This is a genomic window from Enterococcus sp. BSD2780061688st2 D3 (assembly GCF_005844145.1).
In the GTDB taxonomy this organism is placed as follows: Bacteria; Bacillota; Bacilli; order Lactobacillales; family Enterococcaceae; genus Enterococcus_B; species Enterococcus_B durans.
The window spans coordinates 14,204-34,720 of sequence record NZ_SPHN01000012.1 but is presented as its reverse complement, the minus strand read 5'-3'; the positions used below and the strand labels follow the sequence as shown (position 1 = coordinate 34,720).

Here is a 20,517-nt window from a genome sequence, read left to right as displayed (position 1 = left end):
AGAATAGGATGGTTAGAAATGTCATTACTATGTAAACTCGTCCCTGAGCGTTGTATCGCTTGTGGACTTTGCCAAATCGAGGCGCCAGATATTTTTGATTATGATGAAGAGGGCATCGTGCTATTTGCACAAGAACCAGAAGCCCATCAACAATTCGTCTCTGAAAAAGAAAAAGAACCCGTACAAAAAGCCTACCAAAAATGTCCGGTAAGAGCAATCTTACTAGAAAGATCATAATACAGCTATCTCATTAACAAGAAAAAATTTAGAAGAAAGAAGAGGCTGGGACAGAAGTGTTTCTTACTTTTGTCCCACGCTCCTTCTTCTTGTGTCTTATTTGACCCTAAACAGCGACTGAGCAGATCACAGCCCAGCTAACCAATTCAGTAGAGTGTTGACGATTGCTGTTTGTTGATCTGCGTTCGTGATCTCCGCTTTTCCATCTCCCTTTTGTTCGCCATAACTACCAAAGCCCCCATGATTTCCACCTTCGATCGAAACATATTCTGTCTGCGTTGGCAAATATTCTTTTGCTGACTCATAAGCTTCTTGGTCCAATACCTGATCGTTGGAAGCAGTGATGCTCAAGATAGGTAGTTTACTTTTTGCAAGTGTTCCTTTTTTGTCAGGGTAACTTGCTAAATAAAAGATCCCTTTTAATTGTTGTTCTTTTGAGTTTGCATTCGCATAACGGCTTGCCATCACGCCACCCAGCGAATGGCCACCAATCACGTAATTTCTATCGGGAAAATCTTCTCTGATTTTATCTGCGCGGTTTCCACTCAAAATGGCTAAATCTAGCGGCATTTTGGCAATAGCAACAGTATAGCCGTTTTCTGCTAAATCATTTGCCCAAATACTGTAACTTTCTGGTTCTACTAATGCACCTGGGTAAAAGATCACTAAAGGTTCCTTTTTATTGTTCTTTTGTCCAAATAATAAGTAGTCTCCTTTATCTTTGCCATGTTGAGAAGCTTGAGTTGCTTGCATGGAAGGCTCATACGTACTCTGTTGCAGATAGTAATAGCCAGCGCCGCCTCCTATGCCTAATATGATGACTAAACCTATAAGTATTCGTTTAAATAATTTCACTGTCTCTCCCCTTTTTCAATCAATTTTATCTGATCATTATAAAGTTACACTAAGGAAATTACGCTGAAAATGCAACTATTTTTTACTGATTCCTGAGGTAAATAAATAAAGCGATCCTCAAGTGTTAGATTTTGCACTAACCTTTGAAGATCACTTCAAGAAATTTCTGATTCACACTATTTTTCAAGAAAACCTAGTGAAACTTATTTCCCACACAAACGATAAATCGCTTCTGCATAGATTTCCATCGTTTTATACATACTGCTTAATTCCCATTTTTCGTTTGCTTGGTGCATTAGGTCTGGAGTATCAGGGAATAAGGCACCAAAGGCTACACATTGATTCATCGTCCGCGCAAATGTAGCTCCACCAGACACAAGTGGTTCGGTCATATCTCCAGTGATATCACGATACGTTCCTAACAATTGTTGGATCAATTCGCTATCTTTTGGAACATAAAGTGAATCAAGGAAGTCGAACTCTTCATATGTCAAATCGTATTTTTCAACAGTTTCTTTCATTTTTTCAACAAGATCTTCTTTTTTGAATGAAACAGGGATACGCATATCTACACCAATTTTTGTATGTTCTGGTGTGATTTCCAAATTAGCAAAGTTCATTGTCAATTCGCCTGACTGTTCATCGATTGTTTTACCTACCACTTTTTCACCAGTCGCATTTTCTTGTACTAACTGACCTAAAAATTGGATAGGTGCAAAATCAAATACTTCTGAAAGGGCAATGGCTAAACGTGAGATAGCATTGACGCCTTCTGCCGCATCTTTTGCGTGGATACTCTTACCAAGGACCACGATGCCATCACCTTTGTCTTCAAAATCGAAGTGATGTTTGTTCAATGCATCTTTAACTTCCGCTAATTTTTCACCTGAATAAGGTGCTTCATCAGGAACAACATTTAATGCTCCACCAGCATGAACAGAGAATTCACTTGTTCCAGGTCCAGTTAAATAAGCTTGTAATAGGCCTTTTTCTGCATAGATCAATGGGAAAACAGCATCTGGCGCAAAACCTTGTGTAACGCCTTCTTCTTTTTCATTGTATTTTTCTAGGCAACGCCATAGATTTTCTTCGTCTGTTCCGAAAATGAAACGAATACGCGTTTTGAATTCAACACCTGCATCCATCAGAGCTTTAACAGCATACATCGCCGCCATAGAAGGCCCTTTATCGTCTTCTGATCCACGTCCGATGATGAAACCATCTTTTACAGTTGGATCAAATGGTTTTGTCTTCCAGTTATTTTCATCTCCGGCAGGCACCACGTCCATATGACATAAAATACCGAAGAGTTCATCTCCTGAACCAACTTCTGCATAGCCATAGTAGCCTTCAGGATCTTTAAACGATTTGAATCCTAAACCTTCAGCGATTTCTAACACTTTGTCTAAAGCCGCAACAACTTTTTTACCAAACGGATGACCTTCACCAGAATCTCCTTCATCTAAAACAGACGGGATTCGAATCAATTCACTTAAAGATTCTACTGCTTGTTCACGATGTTGTTCAGTTACAAATTGTTTCATGTTTTTAGCCTCCTAATATAATAAAAAGGTCATGTCAAAACAACAGACACAACCTCTTTTTTCAAAAATAATTAGTCTACAAGAGCTTGGATCTTGTAACGTGTAGGGTTATTGCTACACCACATATTTCCTCTACAAATCTAAAATTTGTTAGGAGAGGATCATAACATTGCTGCTACACCTAAGATAACACAAATGGATACAAAAAGGATAGCAATCAACTTACCAGTAAATTTCCACCATACTGAGATATCGAAGCGGGCAATTGCTACCGCACCCATCACGATTGCAGAAGTTGGTGTGATCAAGTTCACTAAACCTGATGCAGATTGATAAGCCGTGATAACTAAGTCTTTGCCGACTCCAGCAAATTCACCCATTGGTCCCATGATTCCCATCGTAGCAGCTGCTAAACCAGAAGTTGATGGGATCAAGAATGACATTGGGATATAGAAGATGAATGTCAAGATCAAGAAGACACTTGATGATAATGAACTTAGTCCTTGTTCGCCCCAATGTAAGATCGTATCTGTGATCAAACCATTGTTCATTACGACTTGGATACCGCGAGCTACTGCTACAACGATTGCTACACCGATCAAGTCAGAAGCACCAGCTAAAAACTCAGAGATAAAATCTGATTCTTTCATCCCATAAGTAAATGCCACAACGATTGCCATTACTAAGAATAGCATTGTGATTTCAGGGAAGTACCAATCACCTAGCGGAAGCATGTTCTTACCTAAAACTGTACCAACAACAGGTATACCTGTTATCCATTTTGTCAACGATTCAAAAATAGTGAAGTTTGAATTCAAAGTCGTCCAAGGAATCAAACTGATGATCATGATACCAAATGTAATAAAGAATAGAACGTTTACATGTTTTTGACGTTTCGTGATCGTTTCTTGGCGACCAATCGAATCGATATCAAAATGTTTCATGTCTTCGTCGCGTTGGTTGTAAACCAGTGATTTTGTCGGATCTTTTTCGATCTTTGATGCATAACGATAAACATATAGAATAGAAATCGTGATTAATACAACGAACATCAAGAAACGTAAGCCAATTCCTTCACCCATAGAGATACCTACAGCCTGTGAAGCAACCCCTGTGGCAAATGGGTTAACTGTTGAAGCCAAACAACCCACTTGTGAGCCTACTAAAACGATTGCAACAGCAACTACAGTATCAAAACCAACTGCCATCATTACTGGAATAAGCAACGCATAAAATGGAATCGTTTCTTCTGCCATCCCATAAGTTGATCCGCCTAGAGCAAACAAGATCATCAATACAGGAATCAACATTTTTTCTTTACCTTTAAATTTTTTCACTACAGAAGCAATCCCTGCATCTAGTGCCCCTGTCTTGTTGATGATCCCTAGGAATCCCCCAACAACCAAGATAAAGAAAGAAATTGGAATAGCCGCTGGTGTTTCTTTTGTTAGTTCTCCAGCAGGAACCCCTAACATCCCATTGATTGGTGCCATGAAAATATCCCATAGTCCTTGGGGATTTTGTTGCACTCGTTCATAAGATCCAGCAATAATATTCCCATCAGCGTCAACACCATAATGTCCTGCCGGGATGAACCATGTCAATACAGCGATAATCGCAATAATGATGAATAAGACCGTATACGCTGAAGGCATCTGAAATTTTTTCTTTTTTGTTTGTTCCATGTTCTTCTTCCTTTCTTATTTCTTTAGAATCTTTTTAGTTTCGATTCAAATGTTATTTTATCAAAAATAGCTAAATAACAAAAATAATAACTCGTAGAATCGAAAAGTTTTATTCAAAAAGGTTCGTTTTTTCTATACCTCCTTCTATAAAATTATTGGAAAGCTTTTTCATCTTTATTGTAGCGGTTTCTTTCAGCTAATAAATAAACCTATTTATCATTCAAAAAGCGATGATTTTCACACTTGTTTGTATAAAATACATTTTTATGCATTAAAGAAGAAAATACTCAAACACCATCTATAAAACGCTTACATTATTTTATATAATGTATTTTTTTTCATAAAAATAATGCGAGAAAATTTTCATTTTATTTGTTGATAACTATTCTATTCACATTTTCAGTAAAAAAATTGAGGCTGGGACAGGAGTGTTTAACTCCGAGAAATAAGAAGAAATCCACGAAAATTGCTTTTCAAATTTTTGTGGATTTCGGCTTATTTAAGAAGGAGTTGCTTCTGCTCCCACCGTTTATTCGTTTTTAAAGAATGAGAAATGAGACAAAAGTGTTTCTTACTTCTCACGCTCATCGGGAAATCTGGTTGGGTCCACTAAAAATGTTGGTCTTTACGTTTATTCATGATTTTCTCAAATCTTACTATCATTTTTCTATTTCACTGTCGGTGATTCTTCCAATCAATACGTATACAAATGAAAATTATCCAATAGTTCTTTGCTGCGCTGATATTCTAAATACCAATCATTTTTTTCTTGCCGGTCTTTCTCTGTGACACCGATTGCTACATATATTTCTAGAAAAAGGCGTACACAGTTGAGGTGAAAGTAGTCGACTTGTTCTTCCACAAAAACCAATAAAAGTTCTTCCATATTTTCCAATGAAGGGATCGGATTAAACTGACTCTGACCAACCGAAAAATACAGTTCTGATGCTGTTTCTCGTTTGATTTGATACACTTTGACATGTAGCTCCATCCACGAGAGTTTTTGCGTATTTTTCATTGAGACAAGAGCGTTGAAACATTCTCCTTCATAAGTAGACTTTGGAATCATCTCTGGATTGATCTCTGTTAAGGTAAATCGTTCGTTCAAAATTTTTAATGCCTGTGGCACAAGTCCTCTCATTCTCCGTCCCCTCCTTAATTGATCGTTGCCCCACCTGAAAAGTTCATTAAGGTTCCCCAACCATCTTTCATTGATTCAACCATCGTACCTGTAGTTGTTACATACCCTCTCGTTTCTCCTAATGGTATGGACAAATGGCCGATTCTTTCCGTTCCATAACGATTTGCATCCAAACTTCGTAGTACTGAACGAAAAGTAGCGTACGTTTGTTTATTGATCAAATCCAAGTTTTGCACCTTTAATTGGTCCCACCAAATAGTCTTGATCGAACTAGTCGCATTAAATCTTGTTAGTAGCTCACAATTTGTTGTATTGCCACTGCGAATAATGAAATAGGTCAAGGCAACACCAGTTGCTCTCGGCAAGAGCTGTCTTCTACTCTCATGTATTCTCTCTAATAACTCGTGCTTTTCTGTTTCTGTTAGTGACACGTTTGAATCAATGAAAAATGTTTGGCTTACTTCATTGGTTGTTTCTTCGATCGTTAGTTTCTTCGTCATCGTTCGATTTTTTCCTCTCTCACTGATAGCGATATCTGCAAATGCATACTCTGAAAAACCAATAATCAAAAAGGTTAAACAAATCAAGATGATTCCTTCTATTTTTGACATCATAAGTCACTTACTCAATTTATTGTCATTAGCTACTTCTTTTTGCTATACTTCTTCCTGATTTATTTTTTCAATGTAGCTAAGTTCAACCATTCCTCGTATCTCGAATGACTATTTCAAGAATGCTAATCACCAGTCAAAGGGAATAAATGTTATTTAAAATAGGATTTTTCTGATTTTCCCCTTATCTAATTTATATGTACAGTATAATTCATCCTCTGTATCTTTACTATAATAACAAGGTATATGTAATTTTAAAACAGCAAAAAAGCTTAGAAGAAACATCATTATCTACATGAGATTCTTCCAAGCTTTATATTTTATAAGTTATTTAATGATTGAGCAGCTATTTTATTACCGTATGTCGCTGTTCCAGTTTATGTTGTTTGCGACTTAACCAAGGGAGTAGTTTTGCATGCAACACTAGGAACGCTGCACTAACGATAAATCCTTTGATCAAATTAAACGGTACGATACCGATCAACACGTAATTTGTTAAAGGCATCCCCAACATCTGATTCGCATTTAAACCAAGAAACATCAGGTATAATGGCGTGATCACGAAATAGTTGGCTACGCTCATGAACAAAGTCATCGCAAGAGTACCAGAAATCACTCCAGCAAATTTATTTCTACCTTCATTTTTTTTCTTTCTAAAGAAGTAGAATATCGGTAATGTAAAGATCGATGTTGCTAAGAAACTTGCCGCATCTCCTACTAGATTATCTGGTGAAAAGCCAGTAGTCACTAGATGTAGGATTGAACGCAAGAATGCTGTGACTACGCCTGCTAGTGGTCCAAATAAAAACATACTGATCAGTACTGGGATATCACTAAAGTCGATCTTTAGAAAACCAAAAGCTGGCATGATTGGAAATGCAAAATATTGCAAAACCAAACCGATCGCAGCAAACATTGCTACAGCGACCATTTTTTGTACACGGGTGTTCTTCATTTGAAATCCTCCTGTTAGGACTCCTCTTCAGCGAACTTTTTTAACGACTCGATCATTTGCAAATAAAAAAACTCTCCTTAGCACAGGGAGAGTTAGAGTTATTTGGCAAAAGTCTGCGTCAAATAAGCTCTATCTTCTTTATCCAGACTGTACTGTCGGTACCGGAATTTCACCGGTTCAGCTACTTGAAAAGTAGGTCGTGGACTTTAACCACCGGTCGGGAATTTCACCCTGCCCCTGAAGACGAACCATTTATGATTTTTTGTTTACCCTTTCATTATACATACCTTTAGAAAAAATGCAATCTTTTATACTTATAATTAGTAAGTAATTATTTTGAGTGATTCAATAAACTGCTTACTTCCTTTTTGTTCAACTCACGATAGTCTCCAGGACGCAAGCCTTGAAGCGTCAAATCACCATATTTTTCACGCTTTAGTTTTTGGACGGGTAGCCCTACTGCCTGCAGCATATTTTTGACTTGGTGGTTGCGGCCTTCATGGATAGTCAATTCCACGATACTATGGTTTGTCTTTGGATCTACAGACAAGATTTGATATCTAGCTGGAGAAGTCCATTTTCCTTCGATTTTGACACCTTTAGTGATCGGTGCTAGGTTAGACTTCGTGGCAATACCTTTTACTTTAGCAACATATACTTTATCTACTTCATGTTTTGGATGGGTCAAACGTTGTGCAAAATCACCGTCGTTTGTCAATAACAGGATGCCTGATGTATCATAATCCAAACGTCCAACTGGGTAGATCCGTTCCTTGACCATCGGAAGAAGATCGGTCACAACTTTACGTCCTTTATCATCAGCGACTGCTGAAATGACCCCTCTTGGTTTATACAATAGATAGTAGCCAAATTCTTCTTGATAGATTGGCACTTCATCTACTTCGATCACATCATTTTTCGTTACTTTGACCCCTAGTTCTTTGATGACTTGGCCATTGACTTTCACTCTGCCAGCTAAAATATATTCTTCTGCTTTGCGTCGTGAAGTTATGCCAGCATGGGCAATTACTTTTTGTAGTCTTTCCATTACGATTGTTCTCCTTCATTCGTTCCATCAAAAAATAGATCTAATGGTGCATCTTCTTTTAATGAAAGTTCCATTTCTTGTATATCCGGTAATTCTTTCAGCGATTTGAGACCAAAGTAATCTAAGAAATAAGAAGTTGTCCCGTATAATATCGGACGTCCTGGTCCTTCTACTCTTCCTTTTTCCTCAATCAGATTGTGGGCAGATAGACGTTGAACGGCCCCTGAAACTTGTACACCTCGGATTTGTTCGATTTCGACTCTTGTGATTGGCTGTTTGTAGGCAATGATTGCCAAAGTTTCAACAGCTGCTTGGGAAAGCGTATTTGACGTTCCTTGAGCATACCGTTTCAACAACGGCGCTAGCTCTTTTTTGGTCGTCAAAACGATATGCGCCTCTGTCTCCAAGATATGTAATGCGCTCGTTGAGTCATTTTCATATCTCTCTTCTAGCTCTGCGACCAGTCGTAGTGCTTCCTCTTTGTCGATTGCTAAAATATGGCTGATTTCATCTAAGGCGATTCCTTCTTCACCGACTATAAAAAGAATCGCTTCAAGTTCACTTAATTTCGTCATTGTTGGTATCTCCTATTGCTGGATAAAGCATGATTGATTCATAATTTTCTTCTTGTTGGGCAACGATCTGTCCATTTTTCATCATCTCTAATATTGCCATAAAGGTTGTCACGATATCTGTTTTTGAGGGCGATTCAAAAAAAGAATCAAAAGTGCAACCTTGTTTGTTTCTTTTTAAACGCTCTTCAACAAAGATGATCCGCTCCTCGATCGTTGTATCGTCTGGCGCAATGGTCTTTTCAATTTTTTTCGAAAATTGCTTTCGTTCCAAAATCTTCTGCATTGCACGAAACAAATCGACTTGCTTCACTTGTCCACGTTTCAACGGCCTTTCCTGTCCGATCAAGTCATCAACGGCTAGTGGTTCTTTTGTAAAATACAAGCTTCTTTCCTGTGCTTTTTCTGTTAGTTTTTCAGCAGCATATTTGTATTTCCGATATTCAAGCAACTGATTCACTAACTCATCGCGCGGATCTTCTTCCCAATAGCCGTCTTCTTCAATGATTGTTTCTTGAACAGGCAGTAAAGTCTTGCTTTTGATAGCCATCAAGGTAGCAGCCATCACCAGGTATTCTCCCGCAACTGCAAGTTCTAGCGTCTTCATGGTATGGATATAATTCATGTATTGTTCCGTGATCGTCGCAATAGGGATATCATAAATATCGATTTCCATTTGCTGGATCAAATGAAGAAGGAGATCCAATGGTCCTTCAAATACATCTAATTTGATATTGATCTCTGTCACCGTGTTCACTCTTTCTTCTTTTTCTCATTCAGCCATTTGGTAAAATAAGGCTCTGTGATCTCTGTGGCACGAATTTTCTTTTCAGGATATTTCTGTTCAAGTTCATCCAACATTAGAAAGCCCATCTTTTCTCCACGATAAGAAGGATTCAACGCTACATCATGAATGACTAGTTCCTCTTCATCTCCCCAATAAACGCCAATGATCCCTTGGATATTGGTTGAGCCTTCAGGAGTGAAGAAGAAAATCTCATACTTTTCTTCTGTTTCATACGTATCGATCTCTTTCAGCCGGTTTTCTTTATCCGCTAATTTCTTGTGGAAACTTAAAAGTCCCATAGCGATTTTACGATTTTCTTTTCGGTAATGTGTTAACATTTTTTCACCTTCCTATGACTAAGCCCTTGGAAAATGCTGCTTATAAACATCCGTCATTCTTTTCTTCGTGATATGTGTATAGATTTGGGTCGTTGATATATCCGCATGGCCTAGCAATTCTTGAACAGTTCGGAGGTCCGCACCGTTTTCAAGTAAATGAGTAGCAAAACTATGGCGTAAAGTATGTGGCGTCACTTCTTTTGTGATACCGGCATCACGCACTAATTGTTTCAAATTTTTCCAAATACCTTGTCGTGATAATCCTGAACCATGATTATTCACGAAAACGTGGACTTCAGTAGCGTCTTTGACAAGTAATGGTCTCACTTCGTCTAAATAACGTTCCAACCATTGGATTGCATAATCACCTAAAGGAATGATTCTTTCTTTATCTCCTTTACCGATCGTCTGTACTAACCCTAAAGATAAATGCAGATCGCTCAATTTCAAACCGATCAGTTCACTCACCCGCATTCCTGTAGCATACATGACTTCCAGTATTGCGCGATCTCTGATCCCCAGATTTTTGGTTGTATCTGGAGCTTCGATCAGACGTTCAACTTCTTTCAAAGACAGTGTGCTAGGTAACTTTTGGGCTTTTTTAGGTGTATCGATATGCTGCATCGGATCATGATCAGTAATACGTTCTTGGCGTAAGAATTGATGGAATCTTCTTAAACTTGTGATCATCCGTGTGACAGTCGCGGGTGCTTTTTTTTCATCATGCATCTTCTCTAGATAACTGATCACTATGAAACGATCGACATCTTGCCATGCAGTAATTTTTTTTTCCTCCAAAAAATGAAGGTATTGCGCTAAATCACGTTCATAACTTTTTCTAGTATTTAATGATAATCCTCGTTCAATCGTCAGATAGTGGAGATAATCATTGAGTTCTTCTTTCATAATAATCCACCTCGTGCTACTCTATCATATCAGATAGCCTTCATTTTCGATAGTCTCTTTTAGGTGCAGACAAAGAAAAAGCCGTCTGTTCCATTAGACGGTTTTACTTTCTTTTTCCTGATTATAACATTTTTGGCAGATACCGTGAAAAGTTAAGCGATGATCTTTTACTAAAAAGTGATAGCGGTCCTCTACTACTTCTTCTACCTGAATCAATAGATCTTCTTCCACTTCTTCGATCGTTCCACATTTCAAGCATAATAAATGATGGTGGAAATGTTTAGCCCCTTCTTTTCGCAAGTCATATCGTGCAACACCGTCGTTAAAGTTCACCTTATCGATGATTTTTAGATCAGTTAATATTTCTAATGTACGATACACTGTAGCTAAACCAATTTCTGGGCTTTTCTTTTTTACTAGAAAAAAAACTTCTTCTGCGGATAAGTGTTCTTTTTCATTTTCTAACAGAACAAGCAAAGTTGCTTCTCTTTGCGGGGTCAGTTTAAACCCAGATTCGTGTAACTGCTGTTTTGTTTTTTTCATTACTGACATAGCGTTCATAACCATTTTTTTCAACCCCAACAATTTATAATAATTATAATTAACCAGACTATTTTTACTCTCTAAATTAAAATAATTATAAGCTAGTTAAGAAAAACATGCAAGCCATTCTCAATTAGAATTTTTATTTCGTTTCGTTACACCATCTTCTTGCTTGATCAATCCTTGTTTCAATAGATTGCCTAGTGCACGTTTGAATGCTCCCTTGCTGATTCCAAATGCTTTCATGATTTCTTCTGGATCTGATTTATCTGTGAAATTGATTTGCTGATCGGCAGACCGTTCGATGATCGTTAAAATCATTTGTGCATCATCAGAAATTGCTTCATATGCTCTTGGCTTCAAAGAGATGTTTAGTACCCCATCTGGTCTGACACCGACTACCCGGCCTTTTACCTGTTCTCCGAGTCTTGGTTCATTGTATCGTTCAGATGGATGGATGAATCCTAGGTAAAAATCATCTGTCAATATATAGGTACCAGTTAATTTTAAGCGATACGCTGTCCCAGTGATATCTTTGTTTTTCATTTCTTCTGTTCCAAATTTACTTAATGATTTAAAGATTTTTTCATCCGCTAAACTACCCCAAATACGATCCTTCGCATCCACTTTTAGAGAAATCATCAAACGGTCGCCTTTTTTAGGCCAGAGTTCTGTCATTGTAGGTAATTCATCTAGTGAAACGACAAAATCTTTATCGGGCAAGCCGATGTCTACAAAAACCCCTAGATCTTTTCTGGAAGAAGTGACTGTGCCAAACGCGTAATGTCCGATCCGACTTTTCGGTATCACTGTTGTAAAACGGTTTTCGTGCTTTTGATTTTGGTAGCCGAATCCCTCAACCGCTTCACCGATCCGATGTTCGCCTTCTACTTTACTTAATCCAAAAGTTTGTCCATTTTTTTGAACAAAATAATTTTTTTCATTTTCATCAATTACCATACCGGTAAATATCGTTGCTAATAATTCATTCATTTTATTTCTCCTTTATACGAAAGACAGGTTATCTCTGCCAACTTTCTTTGCTATCATACCATAATGTCCCTTTGATTAGTAGCGTGTTACCCGGCAATAACTACAAAAAAACTTAGGTCCCTCATTTCCCAACATACTGAATAGAGATCCCCTACTCATGTTGAATAGAAAAATAAAGTAAACCTAAGTTTTTGTTCTGCGTATCCTTTTAACGACTGCCGTTACCGCCAAACCAGCCTGTTTTACAGTTGATCGTCACAATATAAAATGGTAACGCACTTTCACCGATTCCATTCATTAATGAAGATTTGGTAGAAGTTGCATAAAGATTGTAGTACCCTTGGCCATTTTCGATTCTAACTTTTTCCAACCGATAACCGCCTTGAACGATGTAGCCTCGCTGAATACATGTATTAATCACGCTTTCTTGAACACCGGGTGCCCAATTCCAAGCTGCATTTGCTGTATCTGCTACATCACTTGGACGTGTAGCCATGATTGGCTGATTCGCAGAATTTTTATTTACTGAAGAAGAATTGGCTGCTTGCTGTGCAGCTTGTGCTTGTGCTGCTTGCTGTGCCGCCTGTGCTTTTCTTGCTGCCTCTGCTGCTTCTGCTGCTTTCTTCGCTTCTTCTGCCTTTTTCGCTTCCTCTTCTTTTTTCTGTTGTTCCTCTTTCTTGGTCAATATATCATCTACTTGTTTTAACTGATCTTTTAGAGTCACAGCTAGCTCTTGATTTTTCACCTGATCTACAGCCTTTTGTGCATCTGTATATTGCTCACGAGTTGCAGAGTCTGCGACTTTATCATCAGCAAAAACGATATTGGTTTTCTCTTTCGCTGTTTGCAGTTGATCGTATTGTGCCTCAGCTTCATCTTGCGCTTTTTTTAGCAGTTGTCCAAAATCAGAATCGTCTGTTGCGAAACGTTTGATTTCTTGGTCCGCTTTTAATTTCAGATCATCAGCTAAGTGATCATCAATGATCGCCTCAGTAGTAAACAACTCGTTGACACCTTTGATATCTTTTACCTTTGTTTGGATATCTTCATACGTTTTTTCTAGATCAGCATAGCCTTTTTCTCCTTTGACCTCATTCAACGATGTTTTTAACTTCGTCAAATCTTGATTGATCATAGAAGTACGTAAAAACTGATGCGCCCCATCATAGTAGAAAGTAGCGAGTGTCTTCTTCAACTCATTTACTTTTTGCTGTTGCTTTTTCGCTTCTGCTGCAATTTGTGCTTGAACCGTTTGCTGGTGATCATAATACGCCCAGCCGCCCGCTCCAATCAGTACCGCAATTGCCAATACTATATACGGGATTTTTTTTGATTTTTTCTTTCTAGCCGCTTTTTTGTCATCCTCATTTTCTTCTGATGATGGCAATTCTTCCTTTTGAGGCTCTGTCTCAGGAATCACCGTTTCAGGAGTCGGCTGTTGTGTTTCATTTTCTTTCGTATCAGTTGCCTCTTCGCTCTTCTTGATAGAAGCAGCAATAGGTGTATCTATCTCTTTTTCCGAATCAGAAAGTGGCTTATTCGTTTTTATTGGCTCTAATGGTCCACTGTTTTCTTCTTTTACTTCTTCTACTTCTTTTACTTCTTTTTCCGCCTTTTCCTCTTCCTTTATGGATTCGATTACTGGCGGCACTTCTTCTTCCAATCGTGCTTTTGCTTCTAGCGTTTTTGATACCTCTGCTTTTTCTGATGCAGATGCATCTGTGACTTCTTGCATTTGAACTGACGATTGACCCTCTTTTGCTGCGATTTTATCGTTGATCATCTTCATCAATTCTTTTGCATGCTCTTCGGTCGTATCTTCACGATGGGCTTTGATGTAGGCAGCTAAGATGGAATTTTCTTCTTCCTGATCCACAAATTCCTTTAGTTCCGCCACTCGTTTTTTCTGTTCAGTATCTATTGTTTTTTCAAGAGACTGGTCTTTTGGCTGATCTTTTGTTTGTTCTTCTTTTACCAGCTTTTTCTCTATCGTCAGCGATTGCTTTTCTTCTTTATCATTCAAGTTCGTTGCCGTTTGCGACATTACGTTTTCTTCAGGGGTTACATCATTTTTAAAGATTTCCATCACAGATTCCAAAGGTAGATCTTTTAGTTCTGACCACTCGATTGGATCATTTAATTCACTATCTGGAAAAACTTCTTCTGAAGAACCCTCGTGTGACTGGGAAATTGATTCGTTTTCTTCATTGGTGTGTTGATCTATCTCTTCGATTTGATAACCGCAATCAGGACAAGTCGATTTGTCCTCGATTTTATCTGATCCACACTTTGGACATTTTTTTATCACTTAGGGATCGGCTCCTTTTGTTAGGTTTACGCTATCATTAAATCTACCATATTCTGAACCTCACGCCAATAGCCTATTTTTATGATTTCCATAAAATTGCTTGAAACAATTATTTTCTTTTTTAGAATTATTGGTTTTTCCAACAATTGATTCTAAAAAATGCTTGATGTAATGTGATGGTATGTGATCGAGAAATTCTTATTTATTCAGTAAAGATGAATATTCAATAGTAAAGCGAAAAAGCAAAAAACCAGAACAGAAATGTATAATTTCTGTTCTGGTTGTTCTACTTTGAATGATTCCACGAAGAGTGTGGGAGCAGAAGCAACTCCGAGAAATAAGCCGAAATTCTCGGAGTTAAACACTTCTGTCCCAATCTTATTGCAGATACTATTCTAAGAAATCTTTCAATTGTTTTGAGCGAGAAGGATGGCGTAGTTTTCTCAATGCCTTCGCTTCGATTTGACGGATACGTTCTCTTGTAACCCCAAACACTTTTCCGACCTCTTCTAATGTTCTAGTGCGTCCGTCATCTAAACCAAAACGCAAACGCAGAACATTTTCTTCACGGTCAGTCAAGGTATCTAATACATCTTCTAATTGTTCTTTCAATAATTCATACGCTGCATGTTCCGCAGGACTCGTTGCTTCTTGGTCTTCAATGAAATCACCTAGATGTGAATCGTCTTCTTCACCGATTGGTGTTTCTAAAGAAACTGGTTCTTGCGCAATTTTCAATATTTCACGTACTTTTTCTGTAGGGAGATCCATTTCTGCACCGATTTCTTCAGGCGTTGGTTCTCTTCCAAGGTCTTGCAGTAATTGACGTTGGATACGGATCAATTTATTGATTGTTTCAACCATATGCACTGGGATACGGATCGTACGCGCTTGGTCAGCGATGGCACGAGTGATTGCTTGACGGATCCACCAAGTAGCATACGTAGAAAATTTAAATCCCTTGCGGTAATCAAATTTTTCAACAGCCTTCATCAAGCCCATGTTACCTTCTTGGATCAAGTCTAAAAATTGCATACCTCGTCCTACATATCTTTTAGCAATACTTACAACCAAACGAAGGTTTGCTTCAGCTAAACGCTGTTTTGCTTCTTGGTCGCCTTCTTCGATTTTCAATGCTAGAGCTACTTCTTCTTCTGCTGTTAAAAGGGACACACGGCCGATTTCTTTTAAATACATTCTTACAGGATCATTGATCTTTACACCCGTTGGTGCAGATAGATCTTCGGTCTTCGCTTGTTCTGCTTTTTTCTCTGCACTCTTTAAACTGTGAACAGATGGTTCGCCGTTTTCATCAACGACACTGATTCCTGCATCTTCCACTTTTTGGATCAATTTATCCATTTCGTCTGCATTCAACGTGAATGGTGTCGCAAGTTTATTTGAAAGATCATCATATACAACTTGTTTTTTTGGTTTGTTTTCTTTGATAAAAGCTGCTACCGCTGCTTCATACTTTTTCTTTTCTGTTACATTTGCCATAAAAGAAGGCCCCCCTTGAGTAGCTATTCGGCTTTTTTTAACTGTTTTGTTAAATCAATGATTTCAATCGTCAATTCCAACTCCAACTGCTTATTACCAGTTCTTCTAGCTTCTTGCTGCATCTGTTTTTTTATCATTATTTCATCAGCTAAACCAGATTTACTGATCACTCGCAATAGGTCTTGGATCTCCCTTGGCGTACTTTCTTCTGCCACGCGCAAGTATTCGATCTCCACCACTAACCGCCTTAATTTTTCATCTTGCAAAAAGTCTAAAAACTCTGCAAGGTTGAATTCATCATGTTGTGATACGAATGCATCGAATAAAAAATAGACCTCTGCATAAGTATCATGGATAAACTGGAAATTCTGCTCTTTTAGAAGATTACGAACAGAAACCTCTTTGAATATCCGATACAAAAGTATTTGTTCTGCTTTTTCAACCTGGGTCAGTGGTCTTTTTTTCGCTGTACTTGTTTTGACAGCTTGTCTTTCTGGGACCACCGTTGGCTGTTGTTCTGTGCGACTTCGCTGATTTTCTCGTCGAAGTTCTCTCAATTGCGTCTGGATCGTTTCACGGTTCACTTGAAATTCAGCTGCTAATTGCGAGAGATACATATCTTGTTCAATCGGTGAAACGACCTTACTTAACTCCGTGATCACCTCTTCAAGATATTCTATTTTATCTTTTTCATTATCTAAATTCTTTTCTTGCTTCAAATAGCGGCTTTTAAATGTAAATACCGTTTCTCGACCATGAGAAAGCAATTCATTGAAAGACTCGTTTCCATATTTACGTAAATATTCATCAGGATCAAGTTTTTCTGGTATCACAATGATCGATAGGCGTAATCGACTATTTTGCCGAAGCAATTCAATTCCTCGATTTGTTGCTTCAAAACCTGCCTTATCACCATCATAACAAAAGACTAGCTCTTTTGTTAAACGTTCGATATGCTGGATCTGTTGATTTGTTAAACTAGTCCCCATAGAAGCAATGCCATTTTTTATGCCTGCTTGCCATGCTGCAATCACATCCATGAAACCTTCAAATAAAAGAACTTCACCACTTTTTCGGATTTCACTTCTGGCTTTGTCCAAATTAAACAACACTTGTCTTTTATTGAACAACTCTGTTTCAGGACTATTTAAGTACTTAGGCTGGTCTTTTTCTTGTCCTTTTTCCGGTGCGAGCCAGCGCCCAGAAAAACCAATCGTTCGTCCCTGTGGATTTTTGATCGGAAACATGACTCTTTGATAAAACCGATCTGATAATCGGCCATCATCATGGGATACAAATAAACCAGAACGTTCCAAAACTTCTTGATCATAGTTTTCATTTTTAAATACTTGATTTAAAAATGACCGCTCATTTGGTGCAAATCCAATTTTGAACTCGGCAATCAGTTCCTCTGTCAGCCCTCGTTGGAGCAGATAGTTCAAAGCTTGTTCACCTGCTTTTGTATGAAGCAACATGTGATGATACACTTCTTCTGCTTTTTCATGGGCTAAAATCAGTTTTCCGTTTATTGAGTCACTGTTTTCAACAGGCAACGCTTGATTACGCCACTGTTCTTCCAAAGGGATTTGTTCAAAATCAGCAACTTTTATCACTGCTTCCGGAAAATTAAGCCCTTCTAGCTCTTGGAGAAAGGTAAAGACATTTCCTCCTTTTCCGCAACCAAAGCAATGAAAAATCTGCTTATCTTCAGCCACTGAAAAAGATGGCGTTCTTTCTTCATGAAATGGACATAACCCTAAGTAATTTTTTCCAGATTTTTTTAATTGGACATATTGCCCAATTACCTCAACGATGTTCGTTTGACTTCGGATCGATTCAATGACTTCTTGAGGTATTCGCTGAGCCATGTTTTCACCCCCTGTAAGCAATACTTGTAGTATCTTAAGAGAGATACTCTCAGGAGAATAACCGGTAAAAAATCGCACTAACGAAAATCAGTGCGATTTTAAAGGACACAATTATACATCGTTCATTGTATCATAATTCAATACTTTTTCAAGCATTATACTCACGATTCATTTTTTGCCCATCTACTCCTACAGAAAGTGGCACTATTGCTTACTCAAAAACTTTAGTTGTTGCAAATCTATTGAGCAAATAACTTTGGATATCTGCCTTCCAATAAAGCAAACGTAAGACGATATTTATTCCCATGAACCCGACAAAGTATGGCCAAGTCGTTCCTAGACCAAGATTGACTTCTAGTAAATGATGGAAAAGCATTGCTGCAACATATATACCGATAACTGTCGTGACTGCTAAGAATATACGTAACGGATTGAATGGGTAGCAAGCTTTGATTACTGCCATACAGCTGATCCCTATCAACAAGTAATACATCAGTGTCGTTGTTTCCATATTCGTAAACGATAAAATGTCGCCTAACAAGTACACCACAATGATATTTAATACAACTAACAACGCATTCGGTAATGCATTGATCAGAGCGGTTGGTAAATAGCGATAAGTGACTTTTCTTCGATCTTGTTCAAACGAAAGGAAGAAAGAAGGATAGCCTTCAATGGCTAGATCGATCAGAGTGATTTGGATTGGGATGAAAGGAAAACCAATCGCTGTCACTGCACATATAATAGACAAGATAAACGAATAGATCGTCTTGATGAAGAAGATCCCTGAAACTTTCGTCACGTTATTTACTACTCGTCGCCCTTCAAACAAAACTTCTGGTAAAGTAGTAAAATCGGAATCCAACAAGACCAAATTAGCGATTTGACGAGTTGCACCATCACCTTCCGCCATTGCAATACTACAATCGGCCTCTCGCAATGCTAAAACATCATTGACGCCATCGCCTGTCATGGCAACTGTACGTCCACTTTCTTTTAATTCGTTCACTAAAATTTTCTTTTGTTGCGGGCTCACTCGTCCAAAGACGGAGTATTCATGTACGGCGTTTCGAACTTCTGATTCTTCCGTCAATGTTGAAAGATCAATATAAGAATCATAGTTTGATAGACCTGCACGTCTGGCAATATTCGATACTGTAAATGGATTATCACCTGAGATGACTTTTAGATCGACTCCTTCATTATGCAGGTAAGCCAAAGTTTGCTTAGCATTTTTACGGATCGGATCATCAATTTCAAACAATGCGAGTGGCTCCACGCCATGTGGTGCACCATCCGTCAACCGCTGATTTGGTGCAAGTCCAAGCATTAGTACACGATACCCGTTGGCTTGCGCTGACAATAAACTTTCTGGTAATTGTTCCTCTGTAACTAAACGCTCAGGCGCCCCAACATAAATGACTCCTAACTCAGGGAATTCCATCGCCCCCCATTTACGGTCAGATGAAAAAGCTAATTTTTCCGTTACATCGTAGCGATTTGAAACGGCAAAATAATCTCTTAATGCGCGCATCGTGATATTATTGTCGCTGCTCTCAGCTAAATAAGTACCCATGATCTCAGAAATGGCATTTTCATAGACAGGATGAAGTGCTTCAACTCGTTGGATACTCATTTTACCTTCTGTAATCGTTCCTGTCTTATCTAGACAAAGCGTATCGACATGTGCGAGTGTTTCGATCGAATACATATCTTGGACTAAGATTCTCTTTTTCGCCAGTTTTGTGACACCAGTCGTTAAGGCAATACTGATCAAAAGCACTAAGCCCTTTGGCAACATTCCTAATAAAGCAGCTGCCGAAGCAATAACTGATATTTTGATCGACGCATCACGAATGAACAATGCTTCTAAAAATAAAATAATACCTAGTGGGATAATGACAAAACTAGTGAATTTTGAAACCTTACGGATCGAATCCACCAATTCTGAATGGATTGCTTTGTGTGTTTTTGCTTCACTGGTCAGGCGGACTGCATAATTGTCTGCACCAACTCGGATCGTTTCTGCAAAGACGGAACCACTTGTCAGATAACTACCTGACAGTAATTCATCACCTGCTGTTTTTACTATCAAATCTGATTCACCTGTCAATAACGCTTCATTTGCTTCAGCGCGACCAGATAGCACCCGCAGATCTGACGGGATTTGTTCCCCTGCACCGATTTTGACGATATCACCTAATACCAATTCTTTTGTACTAAGGGATAACTCTCTCCCTTCGCGGATAACTAAAACTTCCGATTGCGAAACAATCGATAATTTTCGCACGAGATTTCGGGCATGGATTTCTTGATAAATACCAATGATGATATTTACCATGATGATTGCTAGATATGCCATATTCGAGTACGCACCGACAAAGAGTAAACATACTCCAATACCAAAGTTCAAAAAATTAAAAAGCGTCAAAATATTATCGCTGAAGATCTGCCCAGTACTTTTCGTAGCATCTTCTTGATAATCATTTTGTTGTCCAGAGGCAATTCTTTCTTTCACTTCTTCCTGAGAGAGACCTCTTATTTCTTTATTTTCCATTTTTCGCCAACTTTCAAAAAATAATCAACGTAATTAAGTCTAGCTTGTTCCAGTAGCAAAAACAACTTA

18 protein-coding genes and 1 riboswitch are annotated in these 20,517 nt (G+C 38.3%); of the genes, 1 reads left to right on the top strand and 17 read right to left on the bottom strand.

The window, feature by feature from the left end:
• Positions 1-18: 18 nt before the first annotated feature.
• Positions 19-237, top strand: a complete 219-nt coding sequence (locus FGQ66_RS10300; RefSeq protein ID WP_081134414.1) for a ferredoxin — start codon at positions 19-21, stop codon at positions 235-237.
• Between the two features lie 126 nt (positions 238-363).
• On the opposite strand, the gene FGQ66_RS10295 is transcribed toward FGQ66_RS10300, so the two are convergent.
• From FGQ66_RS10295 to FGQ66_RS10215, 17 genes are all read right to left on the bottom strand, one after another.
• A complete protein-coding gene (locus tag FGQ66_RS10295; protein ID WP_138302354.1) occupies positions 364-1,092 on the bottom strand; it encodes an alpha/beta hydrolase in 729 nt (242 codons plus the stop codon).
• A gap of 203 nt (positions 1,093-1,295) precedes the next feature.
• Entirely contained in the window at positions 1,296-2,636 is a 1,341-nt protein-coding gene (locus tag FGQ66_RS10290; protein ID WP_138302353.1) for a M20 family metallopeptidase, read from the bottom strand.
• A 161-nt stretch (positions 2,637-2,797) separates the two neighbouring features.
• The gene (locus tag FGQ66_RS10285; RefSeq protein WP_138302352.1) at positions 2,798-4,321 is read right to left on the bottom strand and encodes a YfcC family protein; all 1,524 of its coding nucleotides are present in this window, start codon (positions 4,319-4,321) and stop codon (positions 2,798-2,800) included.
• Between the two features lie 694 nt (positions 4,322-5,015).
• Positions 5,016-5,462 (bottom strand): hypothetical protein, encoded by a 447-nt coding sequence (locus FGQ66_RS10280; protein WP_138302351.1) that lies wholly within the window; start codon positions 5,460-5,462, stop codon positions 5,016-5,018.
• 14 nt (positions 5,463-5,476) lie between these two features.
• Complete coding sequence (locus tag FGQ66_RS10275) at positions 5,477-6,076, bottom strand: hypothetical protein (protein ID WP_230315283.1); 600 nt, start codon at positions 6,074-6,076, stop codon at positions 5,477-5,479.
• A 343-nt stretch (positions 6,077-6,419) separates the two neighbouring features.
• Positions 6,420-7,028: an ECF transporter S component gene (locus FGQ66_RS10270; RefSeq protein WP_005878592.1), complete on the bottom strand. Its 609-nt coding sequence runs from the start codon at positions 7,026-7,028 to the stop codon at positions 6,420-6,422.
• Positions 7,029-7,155: 127 nt separating this feature from the next.
• Positions 7,156-7,277, bottom strand: a riboswitch (FMN riboswitch).
• 82 nt (positions 7,278-7,359) lie between these two features.
• A complete protein-coding gene (locus tag FGQ66_RS10265) occupies positions 7,360-8,076 on the bottom strand; it encodes a pseudouridine synthase (RefSeq protein WP_005878594.1) in 717 nt (238 codons plus the stop codon).
• Positions 8,076-8,651, bottom strand: a complete 576-nt coding sequence (gene scpB, locus FGQ66_RS10260; protein WP_104662050.1) for an SMC-Scp complex subunit ScpB — start codon at positions 8,649-8,651, stop codon at positions 8,076-8,078. Before scpB ends, FGQ66_RS10265 begins: the two co-directional genes overlap by 1 nt.
• Complete coding sequence (locus FGQ66_RS10255; protein ID WP_171024598.1) at positions 8,635-9,405, bottom strand: segregation/condensation protein A; 771 nt, start codon at positions 9,403-9,405, stop codon at positions 8,635-8,637. Before FGQ66_RS10255 ends, scpB begins: the two co-directional genes overlap by 17 nt.
• Positions 9,402-9,773: a GNAT family N-acetyltransferase gene (locus FGQ66_RS10250; RefSeq protein WP_005878601.1), complete on the bottom strand. Its 372-nt coding sequence runs from the start codon at positions 9,771-9,773 to the stop codon at positions 9,402-9,404. The genes FGQ66_RS10255 and FGQ66_RS10250 overlap by 4 nt, the downstream gene beginning before the upstream one ends.
• 18 nt (positions 9,774-9,791) lie before the next feature.
• Positions 9,792-10,679: a site-specific tyrosine recombinase XerD gene (xerD, locus tag FGQ66_RS10245; protein WP_005878604.1), complete on the bottom strand. Its 888-nt coding sequence runs from the start codon at positions 10,677-10,679 to the stop codon at positions 9,792-9,794.
• Positions 10,680-10,772: 93 nt separating this feature from the next.
• Positions 10,773-11,246: a ferric iron uptake transcriptional regulator gene (gene fur, locus FGQ66_RS10240; protein ID WP_005878606.1), complete on the bottom strand. Its 474-nt coding sequence runs from the start codon at positions 11,244-11,246 to the stop codon at positions 10,773-10,775.
• 105 nt (positions 11,247-11,351) lie between these two features.
• Complete coding sequence (locus FGQ66_RS10235; RefSeq protein ID WP_016176831.1) at positions 11,352-12,215, bottom strand: CvfB family protein; 864 nt, start codon at positions 12,213-12,215, stop codon at positions 11,352-11,354.
• A gap of 208 nt (positions 12,216-12,423) precedes the next feature.
• Positions 12,424-14,523 carry a cell division site-positioning protein MapZ family protein gene (locus tag FGQ66_RS10230; RefSeq protein ID WP_138302349.1) on the bottom strand — a complete coding sequence of 700 codons (2,100 nt, stop codon included), beginning with the start codon at positions 14,521-14,523 and terminating at the stop codon, positions 12,424-12,426.
• 390 nt (positions 14,524-14,913) lie between these two features.
• Entirely contained in the window at positions 14,914-16,023 is a 1,110-nt protein-coding gene (gene rpoD / locus FGQ66_RS10225; protein ID WP_016176834.1) for an RNA polymerase sigma factor RpoD, read from the bottom strand.
• Positions 16,024-16,046: 23 nt separating this feature from the next.
• A complete protein-coding gene (gene dnaG, locus FGQ66_RS10220) occupies positions 16,047-17,891 on the bottom strand; it encodes a DNA primase (protein WP_138302348.1) in 1,845 nt (614 codons plus the stop codon).
• A 211-nt stretch (positions 17,892-18,102) separates the two neighbouring features.
• Entirely contained in the window at positions 18,103-20,448 is a 2,346-nt protein-coding gene (locus FGQ66_RS10215; protein WP_138302347.1) for a cation-translocating P-type ATPase, read from the bottom strand.
• Between the last annotated feature and the right edge of the window lie 69 nt (positions 20,449-20,517).

Bases quoted from the DNA above. Each gene is read 5' to 3' on its own strand.
- FGQ66_RS10285 (WP_138302352.1), bottom strand. From the start codon at position 4,321: ATGGAACAAACAAAAAAGAAAAAATTTCAGATGCCTTCAGCGTATACG.
- FGQ66_RS10235 (WP_016176831.1), bottom strand. From the start codon at position 12,215: ATGAATGAATTATTAGCAACGATATTTACCGGTATGGTAATTGATGAA.
- FGQ66_RS10270 (WP_005878592.1), bottom strand. From the start codon at position 7,028: ATGAAGAACACCCGTGTACAAAAAATGGTCGCTGTAGCAATGTTTGCT.
- rpoD (WP_016176834.1), bottom strand. From the start codon at position 16,023: ATGGCAAATGTAACAGAAAAGAAAAAGTATGAAGCAGCGGTAGCAGCT.
- dnaG (WP_138302348.1), bottom strand. From the start codon at position 17,891: ATGGCTCAGCGAATACCTCAAGAAGTCATTGAATCGATCCGAAGTCAA.
- FGQ66_RS10300 (WP_081134414.1), top strand. From the start codon at position 19: ATGTCATTACTATGTAAACTCGTCCCTGAGCGTTGTATCGCTTGTGGA.
- xerD (WP_005878604.1), bottom strand. From the start codon at position 10,679: ATGAAAGAAGAACTCAATGATTATCTCCACTATCTGACGATTGAACGA.
- FGQ66_RS10215 (WP_138302347.1), bottom strand. From the start codon at position 20,448: ATGGAAAATAAAGAAATAAGAGGTCTCTCTCAGGAAGAAGTGAAAGAA.
- FGQ66_RS10290 (WP_138302353.1), bottom strand. From the start codon at position 2,636: ATGAAACAATTTGTAACTGAACAACATCGTGAACAAGCAGTAGAATCT.
- scpB (WP_104662050.1), bottom strand. From the start codon at position 8,651: ATGACGAAATTAAGTGAACTTGAAGCGATTCTTTTTATAGTCGGTGAA.
- FGQ66_RS10250 (WP_005878601.1), bottom strand. From the start codon at position 9,773: ATGTTAACACATTACCGAAAAGAAAATCGTAAAATCGCTATGGGACTT.
- FGQ66_RS10265 (WP_005878594.1), bottom strand. From the start codon at position 8,076: ATGGAAAGACTACAAAAAGTAATTGCCCATGCTGGCATAACTTCACGA.
- FGQ66_RS10280 (WP_138302351.1), bottom strand. From the start codon at position 5,462: ATGAGAGGACTTGTGCCACAGGCATTAAAAATTTTGAACGAACGATTT.
- fur (WP_005878606.1), bottom strand. From the start codon at position 11,246: ATGGTTATGAACGCTATGTCAGTAATGAAAAAAACAAAACAGCAGTTA.
- FGQ66_RS10275 (WP_230315283.1), bottom strand. From the start codon at position 6,076: ATGATGTCAAAAATAGAAGGAATCATCTTGATTTGTTTAACCTTTTTG.